The sequence below is a fragment of the Streptomyces griseoluteus genome (assembly GCF_004784465.1).
GTDB lineage: Bacteria > Actinomycetota > Actinomycetes > Streptomycetales > Streptomycetaceae > Streptomyces > Streptomyces griseoluteus.
This window is the reverse complement of the sequence record NZ_SRRU01000011.1, coordinates 39,432-66,416: the sequence shown is the minus strand read 5'-3', so window position 1 is coordinate 66,416 and position 26,985 is coordinate 39,432. Positions and strand designations below refer to the sequence as shown.

Below are 26,985 nucleotides of genomic sequence, written 5' to 3'. Positions count from 1 at the left end.
GCCCCCCTCGGTACGGGTGTTCATGCGTCCCCCTCGCTGCGGGTGAGCCGGAGGTAGAGGGCGGAGAAGGCGCCGAGCAGTACCAGCAGCATCACGCTGAGGGCGCAGGCCCCGCCGAAGTCGTTGTAGAGGAAGGCGTACTTGTAGATCAGGTAGAGCACCGTCACGGTCGCGCTCTCCGGGCCGCCGCCGGTGATCACGAAGGGCTCGGTGAACACCTGCATGGTGGCGATGATCTGCAGGAGCATCAGCATCAGGATCACGAACCGGGTCTGCGGGATCGTGACGTGCCGGATGCGCTGGAGCAGGCCGGCTCCGTCGAGTTCGGCGGCCTCGTACAGCTCGCCGGGGATGGACTGGAGGGCGGCGAGGTAGATGAGGACGGTGCCGCCGAGGTTGGCCCAGGTCGCCACGATCACCAGGGAGATCAGCGCGGTGTCGGTGCCGTTGGACCAGTTGGAGGTGGGCAGGTGCAGGGCGCGCAGCGTCTCGTTGGCGAGGCCGGCGCCGGGGTCGTAGAACCACTTCCACAGCAGGGCGCTGACCACCGGGGGGATCATCACCGGCAGGTAGACCACGACCCGGAAGAACGCCTTGGCGTGCCGGAGTTCGTTGAGGACGAGGGCGAGCACGAAGGGCACGGCGAAGCCGAGGAGGAGGGCGAGCACGGTGAAGGTGAGGGTGTTGCGCCAGGCCGCGCCGAACTCCGGATCGTGCAGGACCCGGCGGAAGTTGGCGGTGCCGACCCATTCGGGCGTGGAGCCCGGGGTGTAGCGCTGGAAGGCGATGACGACGGCGCGGATCGCCGGGTACCAGGAGAACAGGGCGAAGCAGACCAGGCCGCCGAGGAGGAAGCCGTAGGCGCGGACCTGGTCGGCGAGCGCCCGGCGGCCCCGGCCGCCGCCCGCCGGGGTCGGGGGCGGGGCCAGGGGGGCGGCGGCCGCGGGGAGCCGCTCGGCCGTCTTGGTCATGGTGGTCAGCCCCGCGCCAGGATGCTGTCGATCTTGCCGTCGGCGTCCTTGAGGAGCTGGTCGACGTCCGCGTCCTTCTTGGTGAGGACGGCGGAGACGACCCCGTCGAGCACCGAGTAGATCTGCTGGGCGTGCGGCGGCTCGATCTTCATGTCCAGACTCTGGTTGCCGTCCAGGAACGACTGGTAGTTCTCCACCGGGACGTTGGCGTTGGCCTTCTTGACCTGCTGGTCCTTGGCGTCGGCGGCGCCGGTGAACAGGCGCGGCTCGGGCAGTCCCACGGGTGCGTCGTTCTTCTTGGCGCGGGCGTAGTCGCCGAGGAAGCCGTCTCCGGGGGTGAGGAACATGTGGTCGAGCCACTTGAGGCCGGCGCGGATCTGGGCGGGGCTGGCCTTCTTGTTGAACATGTAGCCGTCGCCACCGATGAGCGTGCCCTTGCCGCCGGGCATCGGGGCGAGCGCCAGGTCCTTGTACGAGCCGCCCTTCTCCTTCACCAGGATCGGGATGTTGTCCGGCGCCGAGAGGTACATGCCGAGCTTGCCCGAACCCATCATCTGCTGGGCGTCGTTGATGACGAGGAGCTGCTTGCTGCCCATGGAGTCGTCCGCCCAGCGCATGTCGTGCAGGTTCCGCAGCACCGCGCGGCCCTCGGGGGTGTCGACGGTGGCCTTCTTGCCGTCGGCGCTGACGACGTCGCCGCCCTGGGAGTACAGCTCCGCGGTGAAGTGCCAGCCGCCCTGGTTCTGGGCGCTGTAGTCGGCGTACCCGACGGTGCCGTTGCCCAGTCCGGCGATCTTCCTGGCGGCGGCGCGTACCTCGTCCCAGGTGGCCGGGGGCTTGTCGGGGTCGAGGTCGGCCTTCTTGAACAGGGCGCGGTTGTAGATCAGCCCCATGGAGTAGCCGGTGCGCGGGATGCCGTAGACCTTGCCGTCGACGGTGTAGATGTCCCGGAGCTGCTTCTGGATGCTGTCGTAGCTCTTGAGTTCCTTGACGTACGGGGTGAGGTCGGCGGCCTGGTGGATGTCGACCACATGCCGGGCATCGGTGAAGTAGGTGTAGAACACGTCCTCCATCTGGCCGCCGGCGAGCTTGGCGTCGAAGGTCTTGGGGTCCTGGCAGGGGAAGGCGTCGTGGGCGACCACGTCGATGTCCGGGTGGGCCTTCTCGAAGGAGGCGGTGTCCTCCTCGAAGAACCGGCGGTCGACCTTGGCGCTCTTGGGCGGCTCGCAGTTGACGGTGATGCGGGTCTTGCCGCCCGCCGAGCTGTCGTCGTCCGAGCCGCAGGCTGCTGCGGTGAGGGCGAGCGAGGAACAGACGCCGATCGCGGCGACGGTGCGGCGGAACCCGGTGCTTCTCATCGGTGGACCCCTCAAGGCAGGAGCGGTGGGCGCCGCACACTCAAGCACCGACGACACCTTGCCGCAAGATGTCGCGCAGAATCTGTAATTATTTGACAGCCCAACGGCTCCCCGGTGCGCTCAGTCGCGCGGCGCTTGCGCGGTGGAGCCCCGGACCACCAGCTCGGGCTCGAACAGCAGCTCCTCGGCGGGGACGGCGGTGCCGCCGATCTGCGCGTTCAGCAGTTCCACGGCGGCCCGGCCCATGGCCTCGATGGGCTGGCGGACGGTGGTGAGCGGGGGCTCGGTGCAGTTCATGAAGGCCGAGTCGTCGTAGCCGACCACCGAGATCTGCCCCGGTACGTCAAGTCCCTTGCGGCGGGCGGCCCTCACCGCGCCGAGCGCGAGCGGGTCGCTGGCGCAGATGATGCCGGTGACACCCCGGTCGATCAGCCGGGAGGCGGCAGCGTGCCCGCCCTCGATGGAGAAGATGGCACGGGCCACATGGGCGTCCGGCAGGTCCCCGGCCAGCGCGCGGGCGGCGGCGAGCTTACGGGCGGAGGGGACGTGGTCGCCGGGGCCGAGGACCAGGCCGATCCGCTCGTGGCCGAGGGAGGCGAGGTGGCGCCACGCCTGCTCGACGGCGACCGTGTCGTCGCAGGAGACGGCGGGGAAGCCGAGGTGCTCTATGGCCGCGTTGACCAGCACGACCGGGATGCTGCGGTCCGCGAGGCGGCGGTAGTGGTCGTGCGGGGCGTCGGCCTGCGCGTACAGCCCGCCGGCGAAGACGACGCCGGAGACCTGCTGCTGAAGGAGGAGTTCGACGTAGTCGGCCTCCGAGACGCCGCCCTTGGTCTGGGTGCACAGCACCGGGGTCAGCCCGAGCTGGGCGAGCGCGCCCCCGATGACCTCGGCGAACGCGGGGAAGATGGGGTTCTGGAGTTCCGGCAGGACCAGGCCGACCAGACGGGCGCGCTCGCCGCGCAACTGGGTGGGGCGCTCGTAGCCCAGGACGTCCAAGGCGGTGAGGACCGACTGCCGGGTGGCGTCGGAGACTCCGGGCTTGCCGTTGAGCACCCGGCTGACCGTGGCCTCGCTGACCCCGACCTTCTTCGCCACTTCCGCAAGTCGTCGCGTCATGTGCGCAAGGGTAGCGCAAGTTACGCAAGCAGCTTGCGTAACAGTGTCGCGGGTGCGGATGACCCGGCGCCGTCGATGACCTGAACACCGACGGGGCCGGGCCGGGTCTATGGGGTGGGGACGACCGTCAGGTGGGCGCGCCGGCCGGCGGTGGACGGCTGCCGGGGGATCATCGTCAGGCGCCGGTGACCCAGGTCGCGCAGCAGGGGCGGGGTCTCGTCCACCACCCGGCACTCCGTGGTGCCCCGGCGCGGATCGGGGTGGTGCAGCAGGCGTACGGCGCCGTCGAGCCGGGCCGCGCTCTCGCCGACCGCGTGTATCCAGTGCGGCAGCCCCTGCCGGTAGGCGGCCTCCATGATCGGGTCGTGGGCCACGTCCCGGCGTATCGCCTGGAGTTCGTGGTCGTGGCCGTACCCCTCCATCGCGGTCTTGAGCTGGGCCAGCATCGGCAGGCACCAGGCCGGCTCGTGCTCGCCGAGCACGCGGCCCGCGTCGGGGTGGAAGAGGACGAAGCGCAGGAAGTTGTCGCCGGGCATCGCGGTGGGGTGGTGCCGCACCTCACCGAAGAGGACGGCGAAGGAGTCGTTGGCCAGAATGACGTTCCAGCGGTGGTCCACGACGAGCGAGGGGAACGGGGCGGCCTCCACCACGGCGGCGTAGTCGTCCAGATAGTCCCGCGCCTCACAGCTCTCGGGGACGGACCGGGATACCGGCCGCCGCCCGCCCGCCTGATGTGCCATCGGGTGGTCACCCCTCTTGCCTTGGCCGCCTGCACGCGGCGCTGCGATCCTGCTGCTCCGACAAGAGCCGTGTCAACTATCGTGGCATTTCATGCCTGTTGACGGCTGAAATTCGCCACAGTTGTGGCGAGACCTGGATGTGAGTTCGAACCACGGGCTACTCTCCGGGATGTTCATGGCGGCCGGGGGTGACAAGCGCGCCCGATCTCGCGCGGCGCGCGGCCCTTGAGAGACGTAGGAGTTCTGTCGGTGACGGATGGCTACGAGAATCCGGGCGCCACGGCGACCGCTCAGCTTCCGGCCGTCGTCGCCCGCGTCACCGCGCTCGCCGACCGGCTCGGCGTCCCGCACGCCGAGGTCTTCGACACCGCCCGGCTCTCGGTCGGCAGCGGGGTCCCGGAGCCGGTGGTCAAGGCGCTGCTCACCGGCCGCCCGGCCGGTGAACCGGACGTGCAGGCCCGCTTCCTGCAACGGCTGGACCTGCTGCGCCGCACCCGGCTCAAGCCCGGCGGGCGCAGATACACCCAGCAGGAGATCGCCGACGGCGCCGGCATGTCCCGGCAGCAGGCCGGCGCCCTGATCAACGGCGACCGGCGCCCCACGATGGAGCACTGCGACGCGCTCCAGCGGTTCTTCCACGTACATGCCGGGTTCCTGACGGCGGAGGACCCCGAGGCGCTCGCGGGCGTCCTCCAGCACATCGAGCAGGAGCTTCTCCAGAAGCTGGCGGACCGGGAGCGGGCCGCCTCCGCGACGGCGCAGGACCCGCTGGAGCGGCTGCTCCAGGACCACGGGGTGCGCGGGATCGCCTGGCGCGCCGCCCAGCTCCCCACCGACCAGCACCGCGACAAGGTCGCGGAGTGGCTGGACATGCTGCTGGAGAGCGTCCGGCAGCCGGGGTCGTGATCGGGATGGGGTCCAAGAACATCGCCAAGGACATGCGGCGGCTGTGCGCCGAACTGGTCGGCCAGTTGGACCGGCGGCCCGCGCCGGTGCCGCCCGAGGAGCTGTACCGCTCGCTGTGCTCGGCGATGAGCCGCAGGCGCGGCCGCCCGGTGCACTTCCGTACGTCGGTCTTCCCGCCCGGCACGGCCAGCGGGCTGTGGCTGGACATGAGCGACCGCGATCTGGTCGTGGTGGAGGAACGCACCGCGCCCGACCACCAGTTGGTGATCCTCGGCCACGAGCTGTGGCACATGCAGACCGACCACGCCGCCCACCGGGTCGACGGTCTCGGCATGGGGGTCGCCACCCGGCTGCTGACGGACGACACCGACCGGGACGCGCTGCGGGCGGCCGTGCACCGGGTCGCCGCGCGCACCCGGTTCGACCAGGACGAGGAGCGGGACGCGGAGACCTTCGGCCTGCTGCTGGCCAGCAAGTGCCGTACCAGGATGCGGGGTTCGTCGCTGAGCGGCCCGGTCCGCCGGGACGACGTGGCAGGGCGCATCGGTACGTCGCTGGGATATCCGGGGCCGCAGGGCTGAGGCGCCTGAGCCGTACGGGCGACCCCGGGCGGCCCGGGGCCGACGCGTTGTCAGTGGTGGGCGGCAAGCTGGAACCGTGCGTGCCGCGAGGGGCGGTGCGCTGCGCCAGCGTGCGTGAACCGTGCCGCCGACCGGGGAGCCGACCGATGCCGACCGCCGTACTGACCGACCGTGAGCGCACCGCCGTACAGGCGTATCTCCGGCTGCTGCACACCGTGCGCGCCACCCTGGACGGCCCGCCGGACGCGGCCCCGGCCATGGTGCCGCCGGGCGTGCTGGCCGAGGCCGAACGGGCGCTGGCCGGAGCCGGGCTGGCGGGGAACGAGGACGAGTTCTTCGAGCTGCTGCGCACCTGGTACCCGTAGGCCCCGGATCAGGGCGCCGGGACGGTCACCGCCGTCAGGACCAGCCCGTCGCCGGTGCGCCAGTGGCCGTCGAATCCGGTCAGGCGGTGGCCACCCACCGAAGGGCCCGGCACCAGCAGCCGGGCGTGGAAGGTGCCCCGGTCGACGTGCGTGGGGACCAGGTCGATGTCGGCCTCGGAGAAGTCCAGCCAGGCGCGGGTCAGCGGGAACCATGCCTTGTAGACGGATTCCTTGGCGCTGAACAGCAGCCTGTCCCAGTGCACACCGGGCCGGGCGGCGGCCAGCGCCCGCCGGCGGTCGCGTTCGGCGGGCAGGGAGACGGAGTCGAGGACGCCCTCGGGCAGCGGTTCGTGCGTCTCGGCGTCGATGCCGAGGGACGCGAGGTCGCCGGTGCGGGCCAGGGCCGCGCACCGGTAGCCGTCGCAGTGGGTCATGCTGCCGAGCAGGCCGTCCGGCCAGACGGGAGCGCCGCGCTCGCCGGTCGGCACGGGGGCGGGCGCCCGGCCGAGCTTCTCCATCGCACGCCGGGCGCAGACCCGCGCCGAGGTGAATTCCAGGCGCCGCTTGGCGACCGCACGGTCCACCAGGGCCCGTTCCTCGGGGAAGAGCGCGGTGTCCGGGTCGTCGTCGGGGACGCCGTACGACTCCACGGCGACCACCGTGTCCGGCAGCAGCTCCTCGATCACCGGATACCCGACCTCCCACGACAGTGCGGTGCGGCACCACGACAGCACATCGCCTGGGCACGGGCAAGAGCGACCCTCGTCCGGTGCCGGCGCGCCCGGCGAATCCGTAACACTCGCGTTGCACGAACCACTCCGCGCAGGCCGTATGATCGCCCCATCACTCACCGCCCAACACCCCTTTTCACAGGGCGGTTTGGTGACCCTTCCTTCCTCCTGTCCGGGCGCGGACCGCTGAGTCCTGCCCGAAAACCCCCGAAAGGCGGCCCGCATGGTCTCTCGCGTACGCGTATGGCTCAACCGCACGTACGCGGAGAACGTGTTCTTCATGGATCAGCTCCGGAGAAACCCGAGCGACCGCGCCGTGGAGATCCACGCGACGCACGGCGACCCGGACTCCCCCGTGCTGGCCGCCGCCGACACCGCCGCGCTGGAGCCGGAGGGGCTGTCCCCGGCCGGGTACGTCGAGTACGCGCTCGACCAGTGCGCCCGGCGTGGCATCGATGTCTTCGTGCCCCGGCTGCACCAGGCGGCGATCGTGGCGCACCGCGCCGACTTCGCCGCGGCGGGTACGGCCCTGCTGGCGCCGACACCGGAGGCGGTGGCCGTGTTCGAGGACAAGGTGACCGCGTACGAGGCGGTCCGTTCGGTGGGCGTGCCGGTGCCGCCGTGGTTCCGGGTCCGTACGGCGGACGAACTCCTGGCCGCAGTCGAGGAGTTGGAGGCGGCCGGGCACCGGGCATGCTTCAAGCCCGCCTCCGGGGCGGGCGGGGTCGGCTTCCGGATGATCACCCGCTCGCCCTTCTCGCTGGCCCACCTGAGCGGCTTCCCGAGCCCGTACGTGCAGCTCGATCTGGCGGTGTCGGCGCTGCGGGAGGCCGAGGAGCCGGTGGACCTGCTGGTGATGCCGAGGCTGGAGCAGCCGGAGGTGTCGGTGGACTGCCTGACCGGTCCGGACAACCGGGTCCGGCTGATGGTGGGCCGCACCAAGAACGGCCGGCGGCGTGGCTTCACCCTGGACGAGCGCTGGCTGGAGCCGGCCCGGCTGATCGCGGAGGGCTTCGGGCTGCACTACCTGTCCAACATCCAGTTCCGCATGCTGGGCGACCGGCCGGTGCTGCTCGACGTCAACACCCGTGCCGCCGGCGGACTGCACCAGCTCTCCCTGTGCGGGGTCAACGCCCCGTGGGCCGCTGTTCAGTTGGCGCTGGGTGAGGACCCCGGCACGGTCGAGCCGCCGTTCCTGGGCCAGGACTACGCGGTGGTCTCCGGGCCGCGCCCGCTGGGCCCGCCGACGCTCACCGAGCAGGACCCCGAGGAGGCGGAGGTGTGCCTGCCCGCGCCCACCGCCCCGCTCGCCGCGTCGGCCGCCGCGGCGGCGGGAGCCGGAGCCGCGCTGCCGCTGTAGTACTCCGTCGCCATCCCGGTATGGACCAATCCCGTGCTGTCCCTTGACAGTTGGATTGGTCCATACCACTTTGGGGGGCGCACTCTCCGCAGGCTCGTTCCGCACTTCCCGCACCCCGGTGCACTCCCGAACGCCCCCATACCATCAGGGAGATCGCGTGCGACACATTCTCGGGCGTCCCAGACGCCGGCTTCTCGCCCTGGTCGGCACCGCCGCCCTGGCACTCGGCGGGGCCGTCGCCCTGCCGGGCACCGCCGAGGCGGCCAACGTGCTCACCAACCCCGGCTTCGAGTCGGGCGGCCTGTCCCCGTGGACCTGTTCCGGCAACCTCGGCTCGGTCGTCTCCTCCCCCGTGCACGGCGGCTCCAAGGCGCTGCAGGGCGCGGTGAGTTCGAGCGACACCGCGCAGTGCGCGCAGACCGTCGCCGTGAAGCCGAACACCGCGTACACCCTCAGCGGCTGGGTCCGCGGCTCGTACGTCTACCTCGGGGTGGACGGCGGGGCCTCGACCTGGACCTCGTCCCCGTCGGCGTACAGCCAGCTCACCGTCTCCTTCACCACCGGCGCCTCGCAGACCAGCGCGACCGTGTACGTGCACGGCTGGTACGCGCAGGGCTCCTACCAGGCGGACGACATCAGCCTGGACGGACCGGGCGGCGGGGGCGGCGGTGACACCCAGGCGCCGAGCACACCGAGCAGCCTCACCTCGACCGGCAAGACCTCGGGCAGCGTCTCGCTGCGGTGGAACGCGGCCACCGACAACGTGGGCGTCACCGCGTACGACATCTACAGCGGCTCCAACCAGGTGCTCAGCGTCTCCGGGACGACGGCCACGGTCAGCGGGCTCTCGCCGAGCACCGCGTACACCTTCACCGTGAAGGCGCGGGACGCGGCCGGGAACACCTCCGGCGCCTCCAACCCGGTCTCGGTGACGACGAACGCGGGCTCGGGCGGCGGCACCGGTTTCAAGCAGGCCGCGCCGTATCTGTACGAGGGCTGGGGCGACCCGCCGAACCCGGCGACGGTGATGAACGCGACCGGGGTGAAGTGGTTCACCATGGCGTTCGTGCTGGACTCGGGCGGCTGCAACCCGGCGTGGGACGGCAGCCGGCCGCTCACCGGCGGGGTCGACCAGACCGCGATCAACCAGATCCGCTCGGCGGGCGGTGACATCGTGCCCTCCTTCGGCGGCTGGCAGGGCAGCAAGCTCGGCGCCAACTGCTCCTCGGCGGGCGCGCTGGCCGGCGCGATCCAGAAGGTGATCGACGCCTACTCGCTGAAATCGATCGACATGGACATCGAGAACACGGACGAGTTCGAGAACGAGGCCGTGCAGGCGAAGATCCTCACCGCGCTGAAGACGGTCAAGGCGAACAACCCCGGCCTGAAGACCATCGTCACCTTCGGCACCACGACCACCGGCCCGACCTACTACGGCAACCGGCTCATCGAGCAGGCCAAGTCGATCGGCGCCGACATCGACGTGTTCACGATCATGCCGTTCGACTTCGGCGGCGGCTCGGACATGTACGGCAACACGGTGAACGCGGCCGAGGGTCTGAAGGCCAAGCTGAAGTCGACCTTCGGCTGGGACGACGCGACCGCCTACTCCCACATCGGCATCTCCGGCATGAACGGTCTGTCCGACCAGCAGGAGAACACCACGCCGGAGATCTGGACCAAGATCCGTGACTGGAGCAACTCGCACCACATCGCCCGGCTCGCCTACTGGGCGGTCAACCGGGACCGGCCGTGCGCCGGCGGCGGTGTGGTGAGCAACTGCTCCGGCATCAACCAGAGCACCTGGCAGTTCACCTCGATCACGGCCGGCTTCACCGGCTGAGCCTCGTACGACCCGCGTGGGGGCCGCTCGGCGGAGCGGCCCCCACCCGTGTTCACTTCAGATACGCCAGCTCCGGGTGGGCCGCGGTGTAACCGTCGACCAGCCTGCGGGCCACGTTGACCGAGTCGACAAGCGGATGCAGCGCGAACGCCTTCACAGCCGTCTCCCGCGATCCCGACTCGGCGGCGGCCAGCACCTCCCGCTCGACCGCCTTGACCGAGCAGACCAGCCCGGTGGCGTGTCCCGGCAGCGGATCGGTGGCCAGCGGGTGCGCGCCGTCCGCGCCGACCAGGCAGGGCACCTCGATCACCGCGTCCGCGTCCAGGGCGGTGAGCGTGGAGCGGTTGCGGACATTGAGGATCAGGGTGGTGCGCTCGTCGCGGGCGACGGCCCGCATCAGGGCGAGCGCCACCTGCTCGTACCCGCCCGACAGATCCTCCTCCTCCCGCTCCCCGGCCCCGGCGCTCTCCCGGTTCTCCGCCATGTACGTCGCCTCGCGCTCGGCGCGGGTGTCCTGCCAGGCCCGCAGCGCGGACCCGCCGGGGCGCAGCGCGTCGCTGTAGAACCGGGACTGCTGGTCACGCAGGAAGGCACCGCGGGTCTGCCCGGCCTCCTGGTAGGCGCGTACGGTCTCGCGGTTGAAGTAGTAGTAGTGCAGGTACTCGTTGGGGATCGCGCCGAGGGAGCGCAGCCACTCGGGGCCGAACAGCCGCCCCTCCTCGAAGGAGCCGAGCCGGTCCGGGTCCGCCAGCAGGCGCGGCAGTTCGTCGCGCCCGGCGATACGCAGGCCGCGTACCCAGCCGAGATGGTTGAGGCCGACGTAGTCGACGAACGCCTCGCCGGGGTCGGCGCCGAGGGCACGGGCGACACGGCGGCCGAGGCCGACCGGGGAGTCGCAGATGCCGATGACCCGGTCGCCGAGGTACCGGGCCATGGCCTCGGTGACCAGTCCGGCCGGGTTGGTGAAGTTGATGACCCAGGCGTCGGGCGCGAGCCGGGCCACCCGCCGGGCGATGTCGACGGCGACGGGCACGGTCCGCAGCCCGTACGCGATACCCCCCGCGCCCACCGTCTCCTGCCCGAGCACCCCCTCGGCCAGCGCCACCCGCTCGTCCTCGGCCCGCCCGCGCAGCCCGCCGACCCGGATCGCGGAGAACACGAAGCCGGCCCCGCGCAGCGCGTCGTCGAGATCGGTGGTCGCCCGCACGGCGGGCGCGTCCGGCACCCCGTCCGCCTGCTCGGCCAGCACCCGCGTCACCGCGTCCAGCCGCCCGGCGTCGACGTCGTGCAGGACGACCTCGGTCACCCGCCCCTCGCCCCGGTCGCCCAGCAGCGCGCCGTACACGAGCGGCACCCGGAACCCGCCGCCCCCCAGAATCGTCAGCCTCATGTCCCACCCTTTCGGCACGCCTGCTCCGATCATGGCACGCGGGGCCGGGGGCCGGCCGGTTGCCGTGATCCAGCCTCCCGCTGATGACGGTCGGACGACATGCGCTGTTCCTCGGCGTGGGTGAGACGCCGGAAGGCCGGCGCAGGTCGGCCTCCCTCACCGACGTGGTGACGAAGGACCTCGACGCCCCGACCGAGCAGTTGCACGCCTTCAGACCATGAACTCCCGTACCCAGTAAGGAGTTTCCCTGCTTCAACCCTTGACGCCCGCAGCAGCGGGGAGCACATTGTGCGCACCCTGAGAGCGCTCTCAAGAGGCTCGCGGGGTCCCCGCACCCCTCATCCCGTACCCCGGAAGGCACCCCCATGAGTGAAACCTCCGGCACCTCCCCGGCCGGCGGCAGACGCCGGCGTTCTGTACGGCGGGCGCTGGTCGCCGCCCTCGGCACGCTGGGGCTCGCGGCCGCGGCCGCGGTGGCCGGCGTCGCGCCCGCCGACGCCTCGGCCCCGGCGCCGCCGTCCGGCTGGACCCAGGTGTTCCTGGACGACTTCAACGGCTCGGCGGGCTCCGGTGTCAACACCGCCAACTGGCAGTACGACACCGGGACCTCTTATCCGGGCGGCGCCGCCAACTGGGGCACCGGCGAGGTCGAGACGATGACCAGCAGCACCAGCAACGTCGCGCTCGACGGCAACGGCAACCTGCAGATCACCCCGCGCCGCGACTCCTCCGGCCGCTGGACCTCGGGCCGTATCGAGACCAACCGCACCGACTTCCAGCCTCCGGCGGGCGGCAAACTGAGGGTGCAGGCGCGCATCCAGATGCCGAACGTCACGGGCGCGGCGGCCAAGGGCTACTGGCCGGCGTTCTGGGCCCTGGGGGCGCCTTACCGGGGCAACTACCAGAACTGGCCGGGCGTCGGCGAGCTGGACATCATGGAGAACGTCCAGGGCCTGAACACCGTCTGGTCGACCTTCCACTGCGGCACCAACCCCGGCGGCCCGTGCAACGAGACCACGGGCGTCGGCAACTCCACGGCCTGCCCCGGCAGCACCTGCCAGTCCGCGTTCCACACCTACGCGATGGAGTGGGACCGCTCGGCCTCCGTCGAGGAGATCCGCTTCTATGTCGACGGGGTCAACCTGCACACCGTGCGGGCCAACCAATTCGACGCCACGACCTGGAACAACGCGACGAAGCACGGCTACTTCCTCATCCTCAACGTGGCGATGGGCGGCGGCTTCCCGGGTGCCTTCGGCGGCGGCCCCTACGCCGACACCGAACCGGGCCACCCGATGACCGTCGACTACGTCCAGGTGCTCCAGTCCGGCAGCGGCGGCGGCACCACTCCCCCGCCCACCGGCAACCGCGACGCCTACGGCACCATCCAGGCCGAGTCCTTCGACAGCCAGTCCGGCGTGAACACCGAGACCACCACGGACACCGGCGGCGGCCAGAACCTCAGCTACGTCTCGAACGGTGACTGGGCGCAGTACAAGGGCGTCGACTTCGGCTCGACGCCCGCCACCCAGTTCAAGGCCCGCGTCGCCAGCGGGGCCGCGTCCGGCGTGGGCGGGCTGGTCGAGGTACGGCTCGACAGCCGCTCCAACGCCCCCATCGGCAGCTTCGCCCTGTCCGGCACCGGCGGCTGGCAGAACTGGCAGACCGTCCCGGCCAACATCAGCGGGGTCACCGGCACCCACGACGTCTATCTCACCTTCACCAGCGGCCAGCCGGCCGACTTCGTGAACGTGAACTGGTTCACCTTCACCCACTGACGAAAGCGGGCGGCGCCGGGCACGAGGTCCGGCGCCGCCGGCCGTCAGTAGTTCCAGCGGTTTCGGCTGCCGTCGCTGCGGCAGTGGATCAGCCGGCCGTTCCCCGCGTGGGTGGAGCGGCCTACGTCCGCGTTGCGGCAGAACTGGCCCGCGTTGTAGCAATTGCCGGCGTTCGACGTGATCTCGCAGGTGGTGCCGACGCTGCCGCCGCCGCTGGAGGAGCCGGCCGAGGAGGACCCGCCGGAGGAACCGGAAGACCCACCGCTACCGCTGCCGGCCGCGACCGGCGGCGTGTAATTCGGGTCGTTGGTCTTGTCCTTGTACGTCCCCGTCGCCGACGGGCACCCACTCTTCGTCAGCCACAGCGTGACATCGCGGTCCCCCACGACCTTCGTTCCGGCGTCCGGCGACTGGAAGCACACCTTCCAGCCGTCGTGTTCCCCGGCGACCCGCTCGTCCTTGTAGGACGCCTTGACGGTGATCTCGCCCCTCGTCACCCCGTCGACGGCCGTGGCGGCGGCCGAGTAGGTACGGCCGATCACACCCGGCATCGTCGGCCACGGGATCGGGCGGCCGTCCGCCTTGGGACACGGCGCCCCGGACGCGACCGCACCGAAGTCGACGCTGTCCCGCCCGAACTTCTCGAAGCACACCGTCCAGTCGTCCGCCGGAGACGCGTCCTTCTCGCTCGCGTCGTGCGCGGCGACGCGGTAGCCGCGCTCCTCGGCTGCCCCGGTCGCGTCGGCGACCGTGCTGTCCACCTGGCTCTCCAGCAGGGCCGGGGTCGCCGTGACGGTCGCGGTGACCGTCACCGTGGGCCGCGGCTTGACGGTCGCGGCCGCCTTCTCATCGTTCCCGCCGCCACATCCGGTGACGAGGGCGCATATCAGCGCCCCGGCCCCGACGCCCTTGAGCCATGCCTTACGCGCGCCCCGAACCGGCGCCTGCGATCGTCCCGGACGATTCATGAGTCCCCCCTTGAGCATCTCTCACACTGTGCGTGTGCGAGACCTGTGAAGAACTGGAGAAGTTGCCCTCACAACCAAAGCGAGACCGGAGCGTGACACAGGGGGTGAAGACGAGGCGTCAGCTCAGCTCCGCCCGGAATCCGACCGGTGTGACTCCCGTGTGCAGATGGAAGAACTTCGAGAAGTTGGCCGCGTCCGGGAAACCGATCGCGGCGCCGACCCGGCCGATGGGCATGTCGGTGTGGGCGAGGAGGCGCTTGGCCTCCAGGATGACGCGTTTGTCGATGAAGCCCTTGGGGGTCTGGCCGGTGGCGGCGCGGACCGCGCGGACGAGGGTGCGGCGGGAGTAACCGAGCGCGTCGGCATAGGCGTTGACGCTGTGGTTGGAGTGGAAACCGCGCTCCACCGCGTCCCGGAACAGCGTGAAGGTGGTGTCCGCCTGGCTCCGGTTGGCCTCGGCGGAGCTGGCCGCGAGGTGGGCGAGGCGGAGCAGGAACGCGGTGAGGCTGTGCCGCAGGACGGCCGTGTGCAGGCTGAGCGGCAGGGTCTCGGTGTCCTCGTACTCGCGGCCGAGCTGGGCGAGGGAGTCCCGCAGCGCGGTGCGCTGCGCCGGGTCGGGGTGCAGCAGCGGAGGCAGGTCGTACCGGTAGAGGCCGGTCGCCTCGACGGTGGAGCGGGGCAGGAAGCCGGGCTGCATGGTCAGCACGGTGCCCCGGTACCGGCTGGTGCGGGAGAAGCGGTGCACCTGGCCGGGACGAATCCACAGCACGTCGCCCGCGCCGGCCTCGTACTCGGCGAAGTCGATCATGTGCCGGACCGGCCCCTCGGTGAACAGCATCACCACGTGGAAGTCGATGCGATGGACCCGGTCCAGCGGGGCATCCGCATGCCAGGTGCGGTCCTCACCCATCGGGCCGACCTGCATGCCGACACCGCCCACGGCCAGCTCGGTCGGGAAGGGAAAGGTCCTGATCCCGTCACCGTCCGTGCCGCGACCCACACCCTGAGGCGATCTGTCCGCCATGTTCGATTTGCCGTTCCTGTCAAGCGATCGGTGTCCCAGATTCACCACAGGCTGACACACCCCGACCTATCCGCGAAAAAGTCAGACTTTTAAGTTTGAACGCGTTTGATCAGCATCCCTGCTTCTGAAGAGGACTTCTTGAAGATGAGCACCCAGACACCCGAGAACTTCGAGTGGACCGATCTCGACCGCCGCGCCGTCGACACGGCCCGGCTTCTCGCGGCCGATGCGGTGCAGAAGGTCGGCAACGGCCACCCCGGCACCGCGATGAGCCTCGCGCCTGCCGCGTACACGATCTTTCAGAAGGTGATGAAGCACGACCCGGCCGACCCCGAGTGGACCGGCCGTGACCGCTTCGTACTCTCTCCCGGTCACACCTCGCTGACCCTCTACACCCAGCTCTTCCTCGCCGGGTACGAGCTGGAGCTGGACGACCTCAAGGCGTTCCGCACCCAGGGCTCCAAGACGCCCGGCCACCCCGAGTACGGGCACACCGCCGGTGTGGAGACCACCACCGGCCCGCTCGGCCAGGGTGCCGCCAACGCGGTGGGCATGGCGATGGCCGCCCGCTACGAGCGCGGTCTCTTCGACCCGGAGGCCCCCGAGGGCACCTCCCCCTTCGACCACATGATCTGGGCGATCGTCTCCGACGGCGACCTGGAGGAGGGCGTCTCCGCCGAGGCGTCCTCGCTCGCCGGCCACCAGAAGCTCGGCAACCTCGTCTTCCTCTACGACGACAACCACATCTCCATCGAGGGCGACACCGAGACCGCCTTCTCCGAGGACGTCCTGAAGCGGTACGAGGCGTACGGCTGGCACACCCAGCGCATCGAGCCCACCGCCGACGGCGACGTGGACGTCCCGGCGCTGCACGCCGCGCTGGAGGCCGCCAGGGCCGAGACCGGCCGCCCCTCCATCATCGCCATGCGCACGATCATCGCCTGGCCCGCGCCCACCGCGCAGAACACCGAGGCGTCCCACGGCTCCGCCCTGGGCGACGAGGAGATCGCGGCCACCAAGCGCGTCCTCGGCTTCGACCCGGAGCAGAGCTTCGAGGTCTCCGACGAGGTGCTGCGCCACGCCCGCCGCGCCCTGGACCGGGGTGCCGAGGCGCACGCCGCCTGGGACAAGCAGATCGCCGAGTGGCGCACCGCCCAGCCCGAGCGCGCGGAGCTGTTCGACCGCGTCTCCAAGGGCGAGCTGCCCGAGGGCTGGCAGGACGCGCTCCCGGTGTTCGAGGAGGGCAAGTCCGTCGCCACCCGTGCCGCCTCCGGCAAGATCCTCCAGGCGCTCGGCCCGGTGCTGCCCGAGCTGTGGGGCGGCTCGGCCGACCTCGCCGGCTCCAACAACACCACGATCGACAAGACCAGCTCCTTCCTGCCGAAGGGCAACCCGCTGCCCGAGGCGAACCCGTACGGCCGTACCGTCCACTTCGGTATCCGCGAGTTCTCCATGGCCGCGGAGATGAACGGCATCGCCCTGCACGGCAACACCCGCATCTACGGCGGCACCTTCCTGGTGTTCTCCGACTACATGCGCAACGCCGTCCGTATGTCGGCCCTGATGCAGCTCCCGGTCACCTATGTGTGGACCCACGACTCCATCGGCCTCGGCGAGGACGGCCCGACCCACCAGCCGGTGGAGCACCTGGCCTCGCTGCGCGCGATCCCGGGCCTGAACGTGGTCCGCCCGGCGGACGCCAACGAGACCGCCATCGCCTGGGCCGAGATCCTGAAGCGGCACGCCACCGACCCGGCCCCGCACGGTCTCGCCCTCACCCGTCAGGGCGTACCGACGTACGCTCCGAACAAGGACGCCGCCAAGGGCGGCTACGTCCTCGCCGACTCCTCGACCGAGGTCCCGGAGGTGATCATCATGGCGACCGGCTCCGAGGTCCAGCTCGCCATGGCCGCCCGTGACGCCCTGGAGGCCGAGGGCACCGGCACGCGCGTGGTGTCCATGCCCTGCGTGGAGTGGTTCGACCAGCAGCCGGCCGCCTACCGCGAGAGTGTCCTGCCGGCCGCCGTGAAGGCGCGTGTCGCCGTCGAGGCGGGCATCGGCCTGACCTGGTACCGCTATGTGGGTGACGCCGGCCGCATCGTCTCCCTGGAGCACTTCGGCGCCTCCGCCGACGCGAACGCCCTGTTCGCCGAGTACGGCTTCACCCCTGAGAACGTCGCCGCCGCCGCCCGCGCCTCGCTGGCCGCCGCGCGCGCCTGATCCCCCGCGACACAGAATTACGCGACGAAGAAAGATGAGCACTGTGACCGAAGCAATCAGCACCCCCGGAGCCCTCAAGCGTCTCGCCGACGAGGGCGTGTCGGTGTGGCTGGACGACCTGTCGCGCAAGCGGATCACCTCGGGCGACCTGGCCGCCCTCGTGACGGACGGCGGCGTCGTCGGCGTCACCACCAACCCGTCGATCTTCCAGGCCGCCATCGGCTCCGGCGAGGGGTACGAGGAGCAGCTCACCGACCTGGCGGAGCGCGGTGTCACGGTCGACGAGGCCGTGCGCATGATGACGACCGCCGACGTGCGCGACGCGGCCGACGTGCTGCGCGGTGTGTACGACGCCACCGAGGGCCGGGACGGCCGGGTCTCCATCGAGGTCGACCCCCGTCTGGCCCACAACACCCTCGCCACGGTCGCCGAGGCCAAGCAGCTCTTCTGGCTGGTCGACCGCCCCAACGTGATGATCAAGATCCCGGCCACCGAGGCGGGCCTCCCGGCGATCACCGAGGTCATCGGCCTGGGCATCAGCGTCAATGTGACCCTGATCTTCTCCCTGGAGCGCTACCGCGCCGTCATGGACGCCTACCTGGCGGGCCTGGAGAAGGCCCGGGAGCGCGGCCTGGACCTCTCGCGGATCCACTCGGTGGCGTCCTTCTTCGTGTCCCGCGTGGACTCCGAGATCGACAAGCGCCTGACCGCCCTCGGCACCGACGAGGCCCTCGGCCTGAAGGGCCGTGCGGCCCTCGCCAACGCCCGTCTGGCCTACGAGGCGTACGAGGATGTCTTCGCCTCCGCCCGCTGGCAGGCGCTGACCGGCACCGGTGCCAACAAGCAGCGCCCGCTGTGGGCCTCCACCGGTGTGAAGGACCCGGCGTACAAGGACACCCTGTACGTGGACGAGCTGGTCGCCCCCGGCACCGTCAACACCATGCCCGAGGGCACGCTCAAGGCCACCGCCGACCACGGTGACATCACCGGCGACACGGTGACCGGCCGCTACGAGCAGGCCCGTGCCGACCTCGCCGCCGTGGAGAAGCTGGGCATCTCCTACGACGAGGTCGTCCAGCAGCTCGAGGACGAGGCCGTCGCCAAGTTCGAGGCGGCCTGGCTGGAGCTGCTGGACGCCGTGACCGAGTCCCTGAAGAGCAAGGGAGTGGACGCGTAATGACGAGCAAGTCAGGCGAGCCGAAGGCGGCGGCCCCCAAGGCCGAGCCCGAGGCCGAGCCGAAGGCGGAGCCGAAGCCGGCCGCCGCCGAGGCGGAGCCCAAGGCGCGCAGGACGCGGACCAAGGCGAAGCCCGCCGCGGTCCGCGAGGCCGAGGACATCCGGGTCCCGGTCACGCCGGCCGCCGAGTGGGACAACCCGCTGCGCGACCCCCAGGACCGCCGGCTGCCTCGCATCGCGGGGCCGTCGGGCCTGGTGATCTTCGGTGTCACGGGCGACCTGTCCCGCAAGAAGCTGATGCCGGCCGTCTACGACCTGGCCAACCGCGGTCTGCTGCCGCCGGGCTTCTCCCTGGTGGGCTTCGCCCGCCGCGACTGGGAGGACCAGGACTTCGCGCAGGTCGTGCACGACGCGGTCAAGGAGCACGCGCGTACGCCGTTCCGCGAGGAGGTCTGGCAGCAGCTCGCCGAGGGCATGCGCTTCATCCCCGGCGACTTCGACGACGACGCCGCCTTCGACCAGCTCAGGGAGGCCGTCGAGGAGCTGGACGCCTCCCGCGGCACCGGCGGCAACTTCGCGTACTACCTCTCGGTGCCGCCGAAGTTCTTCCCCAAGGTCGTCCGGCAGCTCAAGAAGCACGGGCTGGCGGACGCCCCCGAGGGCTCCTGGCGCCGTGCGGTCATCGAGAAGCCGTTCGGCCACGACCTGGAGAGCGCGCACGAGCTGAACAAGGTCGTGCACGAGGTGTTCGAGCCGGACCAGGTGTTCCGGATCGACCACTACCTGGGCAAGGAGACCGTCCAGAACATCATGGCGCTGCGGTTCGCCAACCAGATGTACGAGCCCATCTGGAACCGCTCCTACGTGGACCACGTGCAGATCACGATGGCCGAGGACATCGGCATCGGCGGCCGCGCGGGCTACTACGACGGCATCGGCGCCGCCCGTGACGTGATCCAGAACCACCTGCTCCAGCTCATGGCGCTCACCGCCATGGAGGAGCCGATCGCCTTCGACGCGGACGCGCTGCTCACCGAGAAGCTGAAGGTCCTGAAGTCGGTCCGTCTCCCGGACGACCTGGGCGAGCACACCGTGCGCGGCCAGTACGCGGCCGGCTGGCAGGGCGGCGAGAAGGTCGTCGGCTACCTCGACGAGGAGGGCATCGACCCCAAGTCGAAGACCGACACGTACGCGGCGATCAAGCTGGAGATCGACAACCGCCGCTGGGCGGGCGTGCCGTTCTACCTGCGCACCGGCAAGCGGCTGGCGCGTCGCGTCACCGAGATCGCGGTCGTGTTCACGCGCGCCCCGCACTCGCCGTTCGACTCCACCGCCACGGAGGAGCTGGGCCAGAACGCGATCGTCATCCGCGTCCAGCCGGACGAGGGCATGACCGTCCGCTTCGGCTCCAAGGTGCCCGGCACCTCCATGGAGATCCGGGACGTGTCGATGGACTTCGCCTACGGCGAGTCCTTCACCGAGTCCAGCCCCGAGGCGTACGAGCGGCTGATCCTCGATGTGCTGCTCGGCGACGCCAACCTGTTCCCGCGCACCCAGGAAGTGGAAGAGTCCTGGAAGATCCTCGACCCGATCGAGCGCTACTGGAGCGAGCACGGCACGCCGGCGCAGTACGCGTCCGGAAGCTGGGGACCCGAGGAAGCGAACGAGATGCTCGCACGAGACGGACGGAGCTGGCGCAGGCCATGAAGATCGACCTGACCGACACCACGGCAAGCAAGATCAACAAGGCGTTGGTGGAGGGCCGCCGCGCCATCGGCACCCCGGCTGTGGGCATGGTCCTGACGATGGTCATCGTCACGGACGAGGAGAACGCCTACGACGCCCTCAAGGCGGCCGGGGAAGCCTCGCACGAGCACCCCTCCCGCACCCTGGTCGTCATCAAGCGCCACCGGCGCAACCTGCGCGAACGGACCACCTCCCGGCTCGACGCCGAGGTCCGGGTCGGCTCCGACGCCGGCGCCGGTGAGACGGTCGTGCTGCGCACCTACGGCGAGGTGTCCGACCACGCCGACTCGGTGGTCCTGCCGCTGCTGCTCCCGGACGCGCCGGTGGTGGTCTGGTGGCCGGTGGAGGCCCCCGAGGCTCCCGCGAAGGACGCCCTCGGCGTGCTCGCCCAGCGCCGGATCACCGACCTGTACGCGGTGGACAACCCGCTGGAGGTGCTGGACACCCGTGCCCGCACCTACGCGCCGGGCGACACCGACCTGGCCTGGACCCGGCTCACCCCGTGGCGCTCGATGCTCGCGGCCGCGCTGGACCAGGCGCGGGTCAAGGTGACCGCGGCCGCCGTGGAGGCGGAGGCGGACAACCCCAGCGCCGAGCTCCTCGCGCGCTGGCTGGAGGCCCGTCTGCACGTCAAGGTGGACCGCGTCGTCTCCGATGGCCCGGTGGTCACCGCCGTGCGTCTCGGCACCGACGAGGGCGACATCGTCATCGACCGCCCCGAAGGCCCCCTCGCCACGCTGACCCTGCCGGGCCAGCCGCCGCGCACCCTGGCACTGAAGGTCCGCCCGACCTCGGAGCTGATCGCCGAGGAGCTGCGCCGCCTCGACGCGGACGAGATGTACGCCATCGCCCTGACCGGCGAGGCACCCAAGGAGAACGCCTGATGTCCGACGCATCGTCAGACACCCCCAAGCTCACCCGGCGCCCCGAGTGGACGGCCCTGGCCGACCACCGCGCCGGCGGTCAGCCGCACCTGCGCGAGCTGTTCACCGCCGACCCCGGACGGGCCGAGCGCTACGTCGTCCGGGTGGGCGACCTGCACATCGACTACAGCAAGCATCAGGTCACCGACGAGACCCTGGCCCTGCTCCAGGAACTAGCCGTCGCCACGGATGTGTTCGGGCAGCGGGACGCGATGTTCCGTGGCGAGCGGATCAACACGACCGAGAACCGTGCGGTGCTGCACACCGCGCTGCGCACCCCTCGGGACGCGGTGATCGAGGTCGACGGGGAGAACGTGGTCCCGGCCGTGCACGCGGTGCTGGACAAGATGAGCGGCTTCGCCGACCGGGTCCGCTCGGGTGAGTGGACCGGTCACACCGGCAAGCGGATCAAGAACATCGTCAACATCGGCATCGGCGGTTCCGACCTCGGTCCGGCGATGGCGTTCGAGGCCCTGCGCCCCTTCACCGCCCGCGACCTCACCGTCCGGTTCGTGTCGAACGTGGACGGCGCGGATCTGCATGAGGCGTTGCGGGACCTGGACCCGGCGGAGACGCTGTTCATCGTGGCGTCGAAGACGTTCACGACGATCGAGACGATCACCAACGCGACCTCGGCCCGTACCTGGCTGCTGGACGCGCTCGGTGACGACAAGGCCGTGGCGAAGCACTTCGTGGCGCTCTCCACGAACGCGGAGAAGGTCACCGCGTTCGGTATCGACGTCGACAACATGTTCGAGTTCTGGGACTGGGTCGGCGGCCGGTACTCCTTCGACTCCGCGATCGGCCTGTCGCTGATGATCGCGATCGGTCCGGAGCGTTTCCGGGAGATGCTGGACGGTTTCCACACCGTGGACGAGCACTTCCGTACCGCTCCGGCCGAGGAGAACGCGCCGCTGCTGCTGGGCCTGCTGGGGATCTGGTACAACAACTTCTTCGACGCCCAGTCGCACGCGGTCCTGCCGTACAGCCACTACCTGTCGAAGTTCACCGCCTACCTCCAGCAGTTGGACATGGAGTCCAACGGCAAGTCCGTCCAGAAGGACGGCACCCCGGTGGAGTGGCAGACCGGACCCGTGGTGTGGGGCACGCCCGGTACCAACGGGCAGCACGCGTACTACCAGTTGATCCACCAGGGCACGAAGCTGATCCCGGCGGACTTCATCGGCTTCGCACGCCCCGTGGACGAGCTGAGCGACGAACTCAAGGCCCAGCACGACCTGTTGATGGCCAACTTCTTCGCCCAGACCCAGGCCCTCGCCTTCGGCAAGACCGAGGAAGAGGTCCGCCAGGAGGGCGTCGCCGAGGCACAGGTGGCCCACCGCACCTTCCGCGGCAACCACCCCACCACCACGATCCTGGCCCCCGAGCTGACCCCCTCCGTGCTCGGCCAGCTCGTCGCCCTCTACGAGCACAAGGTGTTCGTGCAGGGCGCGGTCTGGAACATCGACTCCTTCGACCAGTGGGGCGTCGAGCTGGGCAAGGTCCTCGCCAAGCGCATCGAACCCGCCCTCACCGAAGGCGCGGACGTGCCCGGCCTCGACCCCTCCACCACGGCCCTCGTCGCCGCCTACCGCTCCCTCAAGGAAGTGAACTGACATGCAGCTCGGACTCATAGGCCTCGGCAAGATGGGCGGCAACATGCGCGAGCGCATCCGCCGCGCGGGCCACCAGGTCATCGGCTACGACCGCAACCCGGAACTGACCGACGTCAAGGACCTCGCCGAACTGGTCGAGAAGCTCGACGCGCCGCGCACCATCTGGGTCATGGTCCCGGCCGGCACCGCCACCCAGGTCGTCATCGACGAGCTGAAGGACCTGCTCTCCCCCGGCGACGTCGTCGTGGACGGCGGCAACTCCCGCTGGACGGACGACGAGAAGCACGCCGCCGAGCTGGCCATCAAGGGCATCGGCTTCGTGGACGCGGGCGTCTCCGGCGGCGTCTGGGGCCTGGAGAACGGCTACGCCCTGATGGTCGGCGGCGACAAGGAGAACGTCGACCGCCTCCAGCCCATCTTCGACGCCCTCAAGCCCGACGGGCCGTACGGCTACGTCCACGCGGGCCGCGTCGGCGCCGGGCACTTCTCGAAGATGGTCCACAACGGCATCGAGTACGCCATGATGCAGGCGTACGCCGAGGGCTGGGAGCTGCTGGAGAAGGCGAACTCGGTGGACAACGTCCGCGAGATCTTCCGTTCCTGGCAGGAGGGCACGGTCATCCGTTCCTGGCTGCTCGACCTCGCCGTCAACGCCCTGGACGACGACGAGCACCTGGACGAGCTGCGCGGCTACGCCGAGGACTCCGGCGAGGGCCGGTGGACCGTCGAGGCCGCCATCGACAACGCGGTGCCGCTTCCGGCCATCACCGCGTCGCTGTTCGCGCGCTTCGCCTCCCGTCAGGACGACTCGCCGCAGATGAAGATGATCGCCGCGCTGCGCAACCAGTTCGGCGGCCACGCCGTCGAGAAGAAGGGCTGACCCGCCGTGGGGGACCTCCTGCTGGTCCGCCACGGCGAGACGGAGTGGAGCAGGTCGGGCCAGCACACGAGCTGGACCGATCTGCCCCTCACCGAGCACGGTGAGGAGCAGGCGCGTTCGCTGACCCCGCTCCTCGCCGGCCGGAGCTTCGCACTCACCCTGACCAGCCCGCTCGGCCGGGCCCGGCGCACCGCCGAGCTGGCGGGCGTGACCGGCGCCGAGCCGGAGCCCGACCTGCGCGAGTGGGACTACGGCGGCTACGAGGGCATCACCACCGTCGACATCCACCGCACCCGGCCCGACTGGGACCTGTGGACCGACGGGGCGGTGCCCGGCCCCGAGGGGCACCCCGGCGAGTCGCCCGAGCAGATCGGGGCGCGCGTCGACCGGGTGCTGGCCCGCGTGGAGAAGGTGCTGGACGCGGACAACGGTGACGTACTGCTCGTCGCGCACGGCCATGTGCTGCGGGTACTGACGGCCCGCAGGCTGGGCCTGCCGCCCAGGGAGGGACGGCTGTTCCAGCTGGCCACCGGCACGGTGAGCCGCCTCTCCACCGAGCACGGCCACCCCGTGATCGCGGAGTGGAACCGGCTGCCCTGAGGCGCGAGACGGCCCGGAGCGACCGACAGGTCGCTCCGGGCCGTCTCCACGTCCGGCGGGCCGGGCTCCTACAATCACCGGCAGACCGGTACCAGCCCCGCCCCACGGCCGGAAGGAACGCGATGAGCAGCGTTGACGAACCGGTGGACCCCGCGCGGCGGTTACCGGACGCCGCCCGCACCCGGTCGGACATCCTCGACGCGGCGACCCGCGAGTTCGCCCGTACGGGGTACGACGGCGCCCGTGTGGAGGAGATAGCGGCCCGCACCCGCACCACCAAGCGGATGATCTACTACTACTTCGGCGGCAAGGAGCAGCTCTTCGAGGCCGTGCTGGCGCGGGCCTACGGCGCGCTGCACGAGGTCGAGGAGCTGCTGGACCTGGAGCACCTGGACCCGGCCGCCGCCGTCCGCCGCCTGGCCGAGGTCACCTTCGACCACCACGAACGCCACCCGGACCTGGTCCGCCTGGTCGGCATCGAGAACATCCACGGCGGCCGGCATCTCGCCGCCGCCCGCCGCTTCGGCCGCATCGACTCCCCCGGCCTGGACACGCTCCGCCGCGTGCTGGACGCCGGGCGGGAGCAGGGGGCGTTCAAGGCCGACGTGGACGCGGTCGACCTGCACGCGATGATCAGCGCCTTCTGCTTCTACCGGGTCGCCGGCCGCCACACCTTCGGCGCCCTCTTCGACCGCGACCTGGCCGCCCCCGCCCGCCGCGAGCACTACCGCACGATGCTCGCCGACATGGTGCTGGCCTACCTCACCCGCTAGCGCTTCGGCACGCCGTAAGCCCGGTCCACGTGCAGCCGGACCACCAGGCGCTTGTCGCGGACCATGGACGCGCGGTAGTCGTCCCAGTCGTCGTGCTCGCCCAGCACCTCGCGGTAGAGCCGCACCAGCTCCTCCACCGTCTCGTCGTGCGGGTCGGCGGCGACCGGGCTCAGCTCGGCCGTGCCCTCGGCGACGGTGTACGCCCAGCGGTCGGCACTGGTGACGTAGTAGGAGGCGCGGGCGTCCCGGCGCAGGTTGCGGGTCTTGGCGCGGTCGTCGGTGACCGAGATCCGGACGATCCGCTCATCCGGGTCGTAGGCGTGGACGACGTTGGACATCTGGGGCCGCCCGTCCCGCTTCTGCGTGACGAGTACCCCACCATGCCCCTCGGAGAGCAGCGCCAGCAGTGCGTCCTGCGTGGTGTCCTGAGTCATATCCACGTCAACGGGAGCGGACTCGGCCGGCATTCCCGGACCAGCCGTGGACAGGGTCCACGCGCGGCCACGCGGGGCTTCCATTCGCTTACGCTGCGCGAGATCGCGGCGTCAGCGCGGGCGCCGAGGCGTGTCGCGTCGTTCACAAGATCGGCTGAGGACGGGGTACTTGGCGGTGATCATGCGTCACGATGAGCGTGCAGACCGGCTCGGCAGCACAGGGGCCGGCAGGACCGGAGGAGAGCCATGGCACAGCTTCGACAGGAAGTCGCCCCGCAGGACGTGGGGCTGGACGCGAAGGCGCTGGACCGCCTCGACCAGCACGCGGCCGGTCTCGTGGACGAGGGCCGGCTGCCCGGCTTCCTGGTGTCGGTGGCCCGTGGCGGCCGGGTCGCCCATCTGACCACCTACGGCCACCGCGACCTCGCGGCCGGGCTCCCGGTGGAGGCCGACACCCTGTGGCGGATCTACTCCATGACCAAGCCGGTGACGGCGGTCGCGGTGCTGATGCTGGTCGAGGAGGGCCTGCTCACCCTGGACGACCCGATCGACCGGTACCTCCCCGAGTTCGCCGATCCCCGTGTGTACGTGAGCGGTTCGGGGGACGACGTACGCACCCGTCCGGCCGCCGGCCCCATCCGCGTGCGGCATCTGCTCACCCACACCGCGGGCCTGACCTTCGCCTTCTACCACGACCACCCGGTGGACGCCCTCTACCGCGCCGCCGGGCTGGAGTCCTCCGTGCCCTCCGGCGCGGACCTCGCCGAGACCATCGCGGTGTACGCGTCCCTGCCCCTCCAGTTCGAGCCGGGCACCCAGTGGAACTACTCGGTCGCCACCAATGTGCTGGGCCGCCTCATCGAGGTCGTCTCGGGCCGCCCCCTGGACGTGTTCTTCGCCGAGCGCGTCCTCGGCCCGCTCGGCATGACCGACACCGGATTCCACCTCACCCCCGAACAGGAGCCCCGCCTCGCCGAGTTGTACGGCGAGACGGAGGACGGCGGCATCACCCCGGTACCGGGGCTGCCGGTGCGCGGACGGCCCCGGTTCCTGTCGGGAAGCGGCGGGCTGCTCTCCAGCGCGGGCGACTACCACCGCTTCATGGAGCTGTTGCGCCGGGGCGGCGAACTCGACGGCGTCCGGCTGCTCTCCCCCGCCACGCTCGCCCTGATGACCCGCAACCAGCTCCCCGGCGACGCCGTCCTGCGCGAGTTCGGCGCCCCCGCCCACCAGGAGCGCGCCAACGACGGCCTTGGCTTCGGCTTCAACGTCTCCGTCGTCACCGACCCCGCCCGCACCCTGGCCCCCTCCGCGCCGGGCACCTTCGGCTGGACCGGGGTGGCGACCACCGCCTTCTGGGTCGCCCCGGCGCTGGACCTGACCGTGCAGTTCATGACCCAGGTACGGCCCCGCACCCTGAAGATCTTCCCCGACCTGCGCCGCCTGGTCCACGAGGCGGTCGTTGCGCCGCTGGGGTGAGCGG

25 protein-coding genes are annotated in these 26,985 nt (G+C 70.9%); 16 read left to right on the top strand and 9 right to left on the bottom strand.

Annotated elements, in window-relative coordinates; all coding sequences use genetic code 11:
- Positions 1–20 precede the first annotated feature (20 nt).
- The 4 genes from E5082_RS26900 to E5082_RS26885 form a co-directional block, all read right to left on the bottom strand.
- On the bottom strand, positions 21–971 hold the full coding sequence (locus E5082_RS26900; protein WP_135793845.1) for a carbohydrate ABC transporter permease: 951 nt from the start codon (positions 969–971) through the stop codon (positions 21–23).
- Positions 972–976: 5 nt separating this feature from the next.
- Entirely contained in the window at positions 977–2,329 is a 1,353-nt protein-coding gene (locus tag E5082_RS26895; protein WP_135793844.1) for an ABC transporter substrate-binding protein, read from the bottom strand.
- 120 nt (positions 2,330–2,449) lie between these two features.
- Positions 2,450–3,448 (bottom strand): LacI family DNA-binding transcriptional regulator, encoded by a 999-nt coding sequence (locus E5082_RS26890; protein WP_031183567.1) that lies wholly within the window; start codon positions 3,446–3,448, stop codon positions 2,450–2,452.
- Positions 3,449–3,555: 107 nt separating this feature from the next.
- Positions 3,556–4,188: an MmyB family transcriptional regulator gene (locus E5082_RS26885; protein WP_135793843.1), complete on the bottom strand. Its 633-nt coding sequence runs from the start codon at positions 4,186–4,188 to the stop codon at positions 3,556–3,558.
- A gap of 249 nt (positions 4,189–4,437) precedes the next feature.
- On the opposite strand from E5082_RS26885, the gene E5082_RS26880 reads away from it, so the two are divergent.
- The 3 genes from E5082_RS26880 (at position 4,438) to E5082_RS26870 (ending at position 6,040) form a co-directional block, all read left to right on the top strand.
- Positions 4,438–5,094 (top strand): helix-turn-helix domain-containing protein, encoded by a 657-nt coding sequence (locus E5082_RS26880; RefSeq protein WP_135793842.1) that lies wholly within the window; start codon positions 4,438–4,440, stop codon positions 5,092–5,094.
- Between the two features lie 32 nt (positions 5,095–5,126).
- Positions 5,127–5,675 (top strand): toxin-antitoxin system, toxin component, encoded by a 549-nt coding sequence (locus E5082_RS26875; protein WP_086690817.1) that lies wholly within the window; start codon positions 5,127–5,129, stop codon positions 5,673–5,675.
- Between the two features lie 146 nt (positions 5,676–5,821).
- Positions 5,822–6,040 (top strand): hypothetical protein, encoded by a 219-nt coding sequence (locus tag E5082_RS26870; RefSeq protein ID WP_135793841.1) that lies wholly within the window; start codon positions 5,822–5,824, stop codon positions 6,038–6,040.
- An 8-nt stretch (positions 6,041–6,048) separates the two neighbouring features.
- Here E5082_RS26870 and E5082_RS26865 read toward each other — a convergent pair whose 3' ends face one another.
- Positions 6,049–6,726, bottom strand: a complete 678-nt coding sequence (locus E5082_RS26865; protein WP_135793840.1) for a 4'-phosphopantetheinyl transferase family protein — start codon at positions 6,724–6,726, stop codon at positions 6,049–6,051.
- 268 nt (positions 6,727–6,994) lie between these two features.
- Here E5082_RS26865 and E5082_RS26860 point away from each other — a divergent pair, with 268 nt between their 5' ends.
- Together E5082_RS26860 and E5082_RS26855 are read left to right on the top strand one after the other, a co-directional pair.
- Complete coding sequence (locus E5082_RS26860; protein WP_135793839.1) at positions 6,995–8,131, top strand: ATP-grasp domain-containing protein; 1,137 nt, start codon at positions 6,995–6,997, stop codon at positions 8,129–8,131.
- A 157-nt stretch (positions 8,132–8,288) separates the two neighbouring features.
- Positions 8,289–9,974 (top strand): carbohydrate binding domain-containing protein, encoded by a 1,686-nt coding sequence (locus E5082_RS26855; protein WP_135793838.1) that lies wholly within the window; start codon positions 8,289–8,291, stop codon positions 9,972–9,974.
- A gap of 52 nt (positions 9,975–10,026) precedes the next feature.
- On the opposite strand, the gene E5082_RS26850 is transcribed toward E5082_RS26855, so the two are convergent.
- A complete protein-coding gene (locus tag E5082_RS26850) occupies positions 10,027–11,364 on the bottom strand; it encodes a 6-phospho-beta-glucosidase (RefSeq protein ID WP_135793837.1) in 1,338 nt (445 codons plus the stop codon).
- A gap of 83 nt (positions 11,365–11,447) precedes the next feature.
- On the opposite strand from E5082_RS26850, the gene E5082_RS32490 reads away from it, so the two are divergent.
- Entirely contained in the window at positions 11,448–11,585 is a 138-nt protein-coding gene (locus E5082_RS32490) for a hypothetical protein (protein ID WP_167514151.1), read from the top strand.
- Positions 11,586–11,729: 144 nt separating this feature from the next.
- Positions 11,730–13,142, top strand: a complete 1,413-nt coding sequence (locus E5082_RS26845; protein WP_135793836.1) for a glycoside hydrolase family 16 protein — start codon at positions 11,730–11,732, stop codon at positions 13,140–13,142.
- A gap of 44 nt (positions 13,143–13,186) precedes the next feature.
- Here the strand turns inward: E5082_RS26845 and E5082_RS26840 are convergent, their stop codons facing one another.
- Together E5082_RS26840 and E5082_RS26835 are read right to left on the bottom strand one after the other, a co-directional pair.
- Positions 13,187–14,110, bottom strand: coding sequence for a PASTA domain-containing protein (locus tag E5082_RS26840; protein ID WP_167514150.1), 924 nt, complete (start codon positions 14,108–14,110; stop codon positions 13,187–13,189).
- Positions 14,111–14,228: 118 nt separating this feature from the next.
- Complete coding sequence (locus tag E5082_RS26835; protein WP_135793834.1) at positions 14,229–15,134, bottom strand: helix-turn-helix domain-containing protein; 906 nt, start codon at positions 15,132–15,134, stop codon at positions 14,229–14,231.
- Between the two features lie 144 nt (positions 15,135–15,278).
- On the opposite strand from E5082_RS26835, the gene tkt reads away from it, so the two are divergent.
- From tkt to E5082_RS26795, 8 genes are all read left to right on the top strand, one after another.
- Positions 15,279–17,354, top strand: a complete 2,076-nt coding sequence (gene tkt / locus E5082_RS26830) for a transketolase (protein ID WP_135793833.1) — start codon at positions 15,279–15,281, stop codon at positions 17,352–17,354.
- Between the two features lie 34 nt (positions 17,355–17,388).
- A complete protein-coding gene (gene tal, locus E5082_RS26825) occupies positions 17,389–18,531 on the top strand; it encodes a transaldolase (RefSeq protein WP_086692074.1) in 1,143 nt (380 codons plus the stop codon).
- Positions 18,531–20,237: a glucose-6-phosphate dehydrogenase gene (gene zwf, locus E5082_RS26820; protein WP_190045400.1), complete on the top strand. Its 1,707-nt coding sequence runs from the start codon at positions 18,531–18,533 to the stop codon at positions 20,235–20,237. Before tal ends, zwf begins: the two co-directional genes overlap by 1 nt.
- On the top strand, positions 20,234–21,160 hold the full coding sequence (opcA, locus tag E5082_RS26815; protein ID WP_135793832.1) for a glucose-6-phosphate dehydrogenase assembly protein OpcA: 927 nt from the start codon (positions 20,234–20,236) through the stop codon (positions 21,158–21,160). Before zwf ends, opcA begins: the two co-directional genes overlap by 4 nt.
- On the top strand, positions 21,160–22,815 hold the full coding sequence (pgi, locus tag E5082_RS26810) for a glucose-6-phosphate isomerase (protein ID WP_135793831.1): 1,656 nt from the start codon (positions 21,160–21,162) through the stop codon (positions 22,813–22,815). The genes opcA and pgi overlap by 1 nt, the downstream gene beginning before the upstream one ends.
- Position 22,816: 1 nt before the next feature.
- Complete coding sequence (gnd, locus tag E5082_RS26805; protein WP_135793830.1) at positions 22,817–23,695, top strand: phosphogluconate dehydrogenase (NAD(+)-dependent, decarboxylating); 879 nt, start codon at positions 22,817–22,819, stop codon at positions 23,693–23,695.
- A 6-nt stretch (positions 23,696–23,701) separates the two neighbouring features.
- Complete coding sequence (locus E5082_RS26800; protein ID WP_135793829.1) at positions 23,702–24,295, top strand: histidine phosphatase family protein; 594 nt, start codon at positions 23,702–23,704, stop codon at positions 24,293–24,295.
- Positions 24,296–24,417: 122 nt separating this feature from the next.
- Positions 24,418–25,068: a TetR/AcrR family transcriptional regulator gene (locus tag E5082_RS26795; protein ID WP_135793828.1), complete on the top strand. Its 651-nt coding sequence runs from the start codon at positions 24,418–24,420 to the stop codon at positions 25,066–25,068.
- On the opposite strand, the gene E5082_RS26790 is transcribed toward E5082_RS26795, so the two are convergent.
- Entirely contained in the window at positions 25,065–25,502 is a 438-nt protein-coding gene (locus E5082_RS26790) for a PPOX class F420-dependent oxidoreductase (protein ID WP_135793827.1), read from the bottom strand. The genes E5082_RS26795 and E5082_RS26790 overlap by 4 nt on opposite strands.
- 246 nt (positions 25,503–25,748) lie before the next feature.
- On the opposite strand from E5082_RS26790, the gene E5082_RS26785 reads away from it, so the two are divergent.
- Positions 25,749–26,981: a serine hydrolase domain-containing protein gene (locus E5082_RS26785; protein ID WP_135793826.1), complete on the top strand. Its 1,233-nt coding sequence runs from the start codon at positions 25,749–25,751 to the stop codon at positions 26,979–26,981.
- Positions 26,982–26,985: the final 4 nt, after the last annotated feature.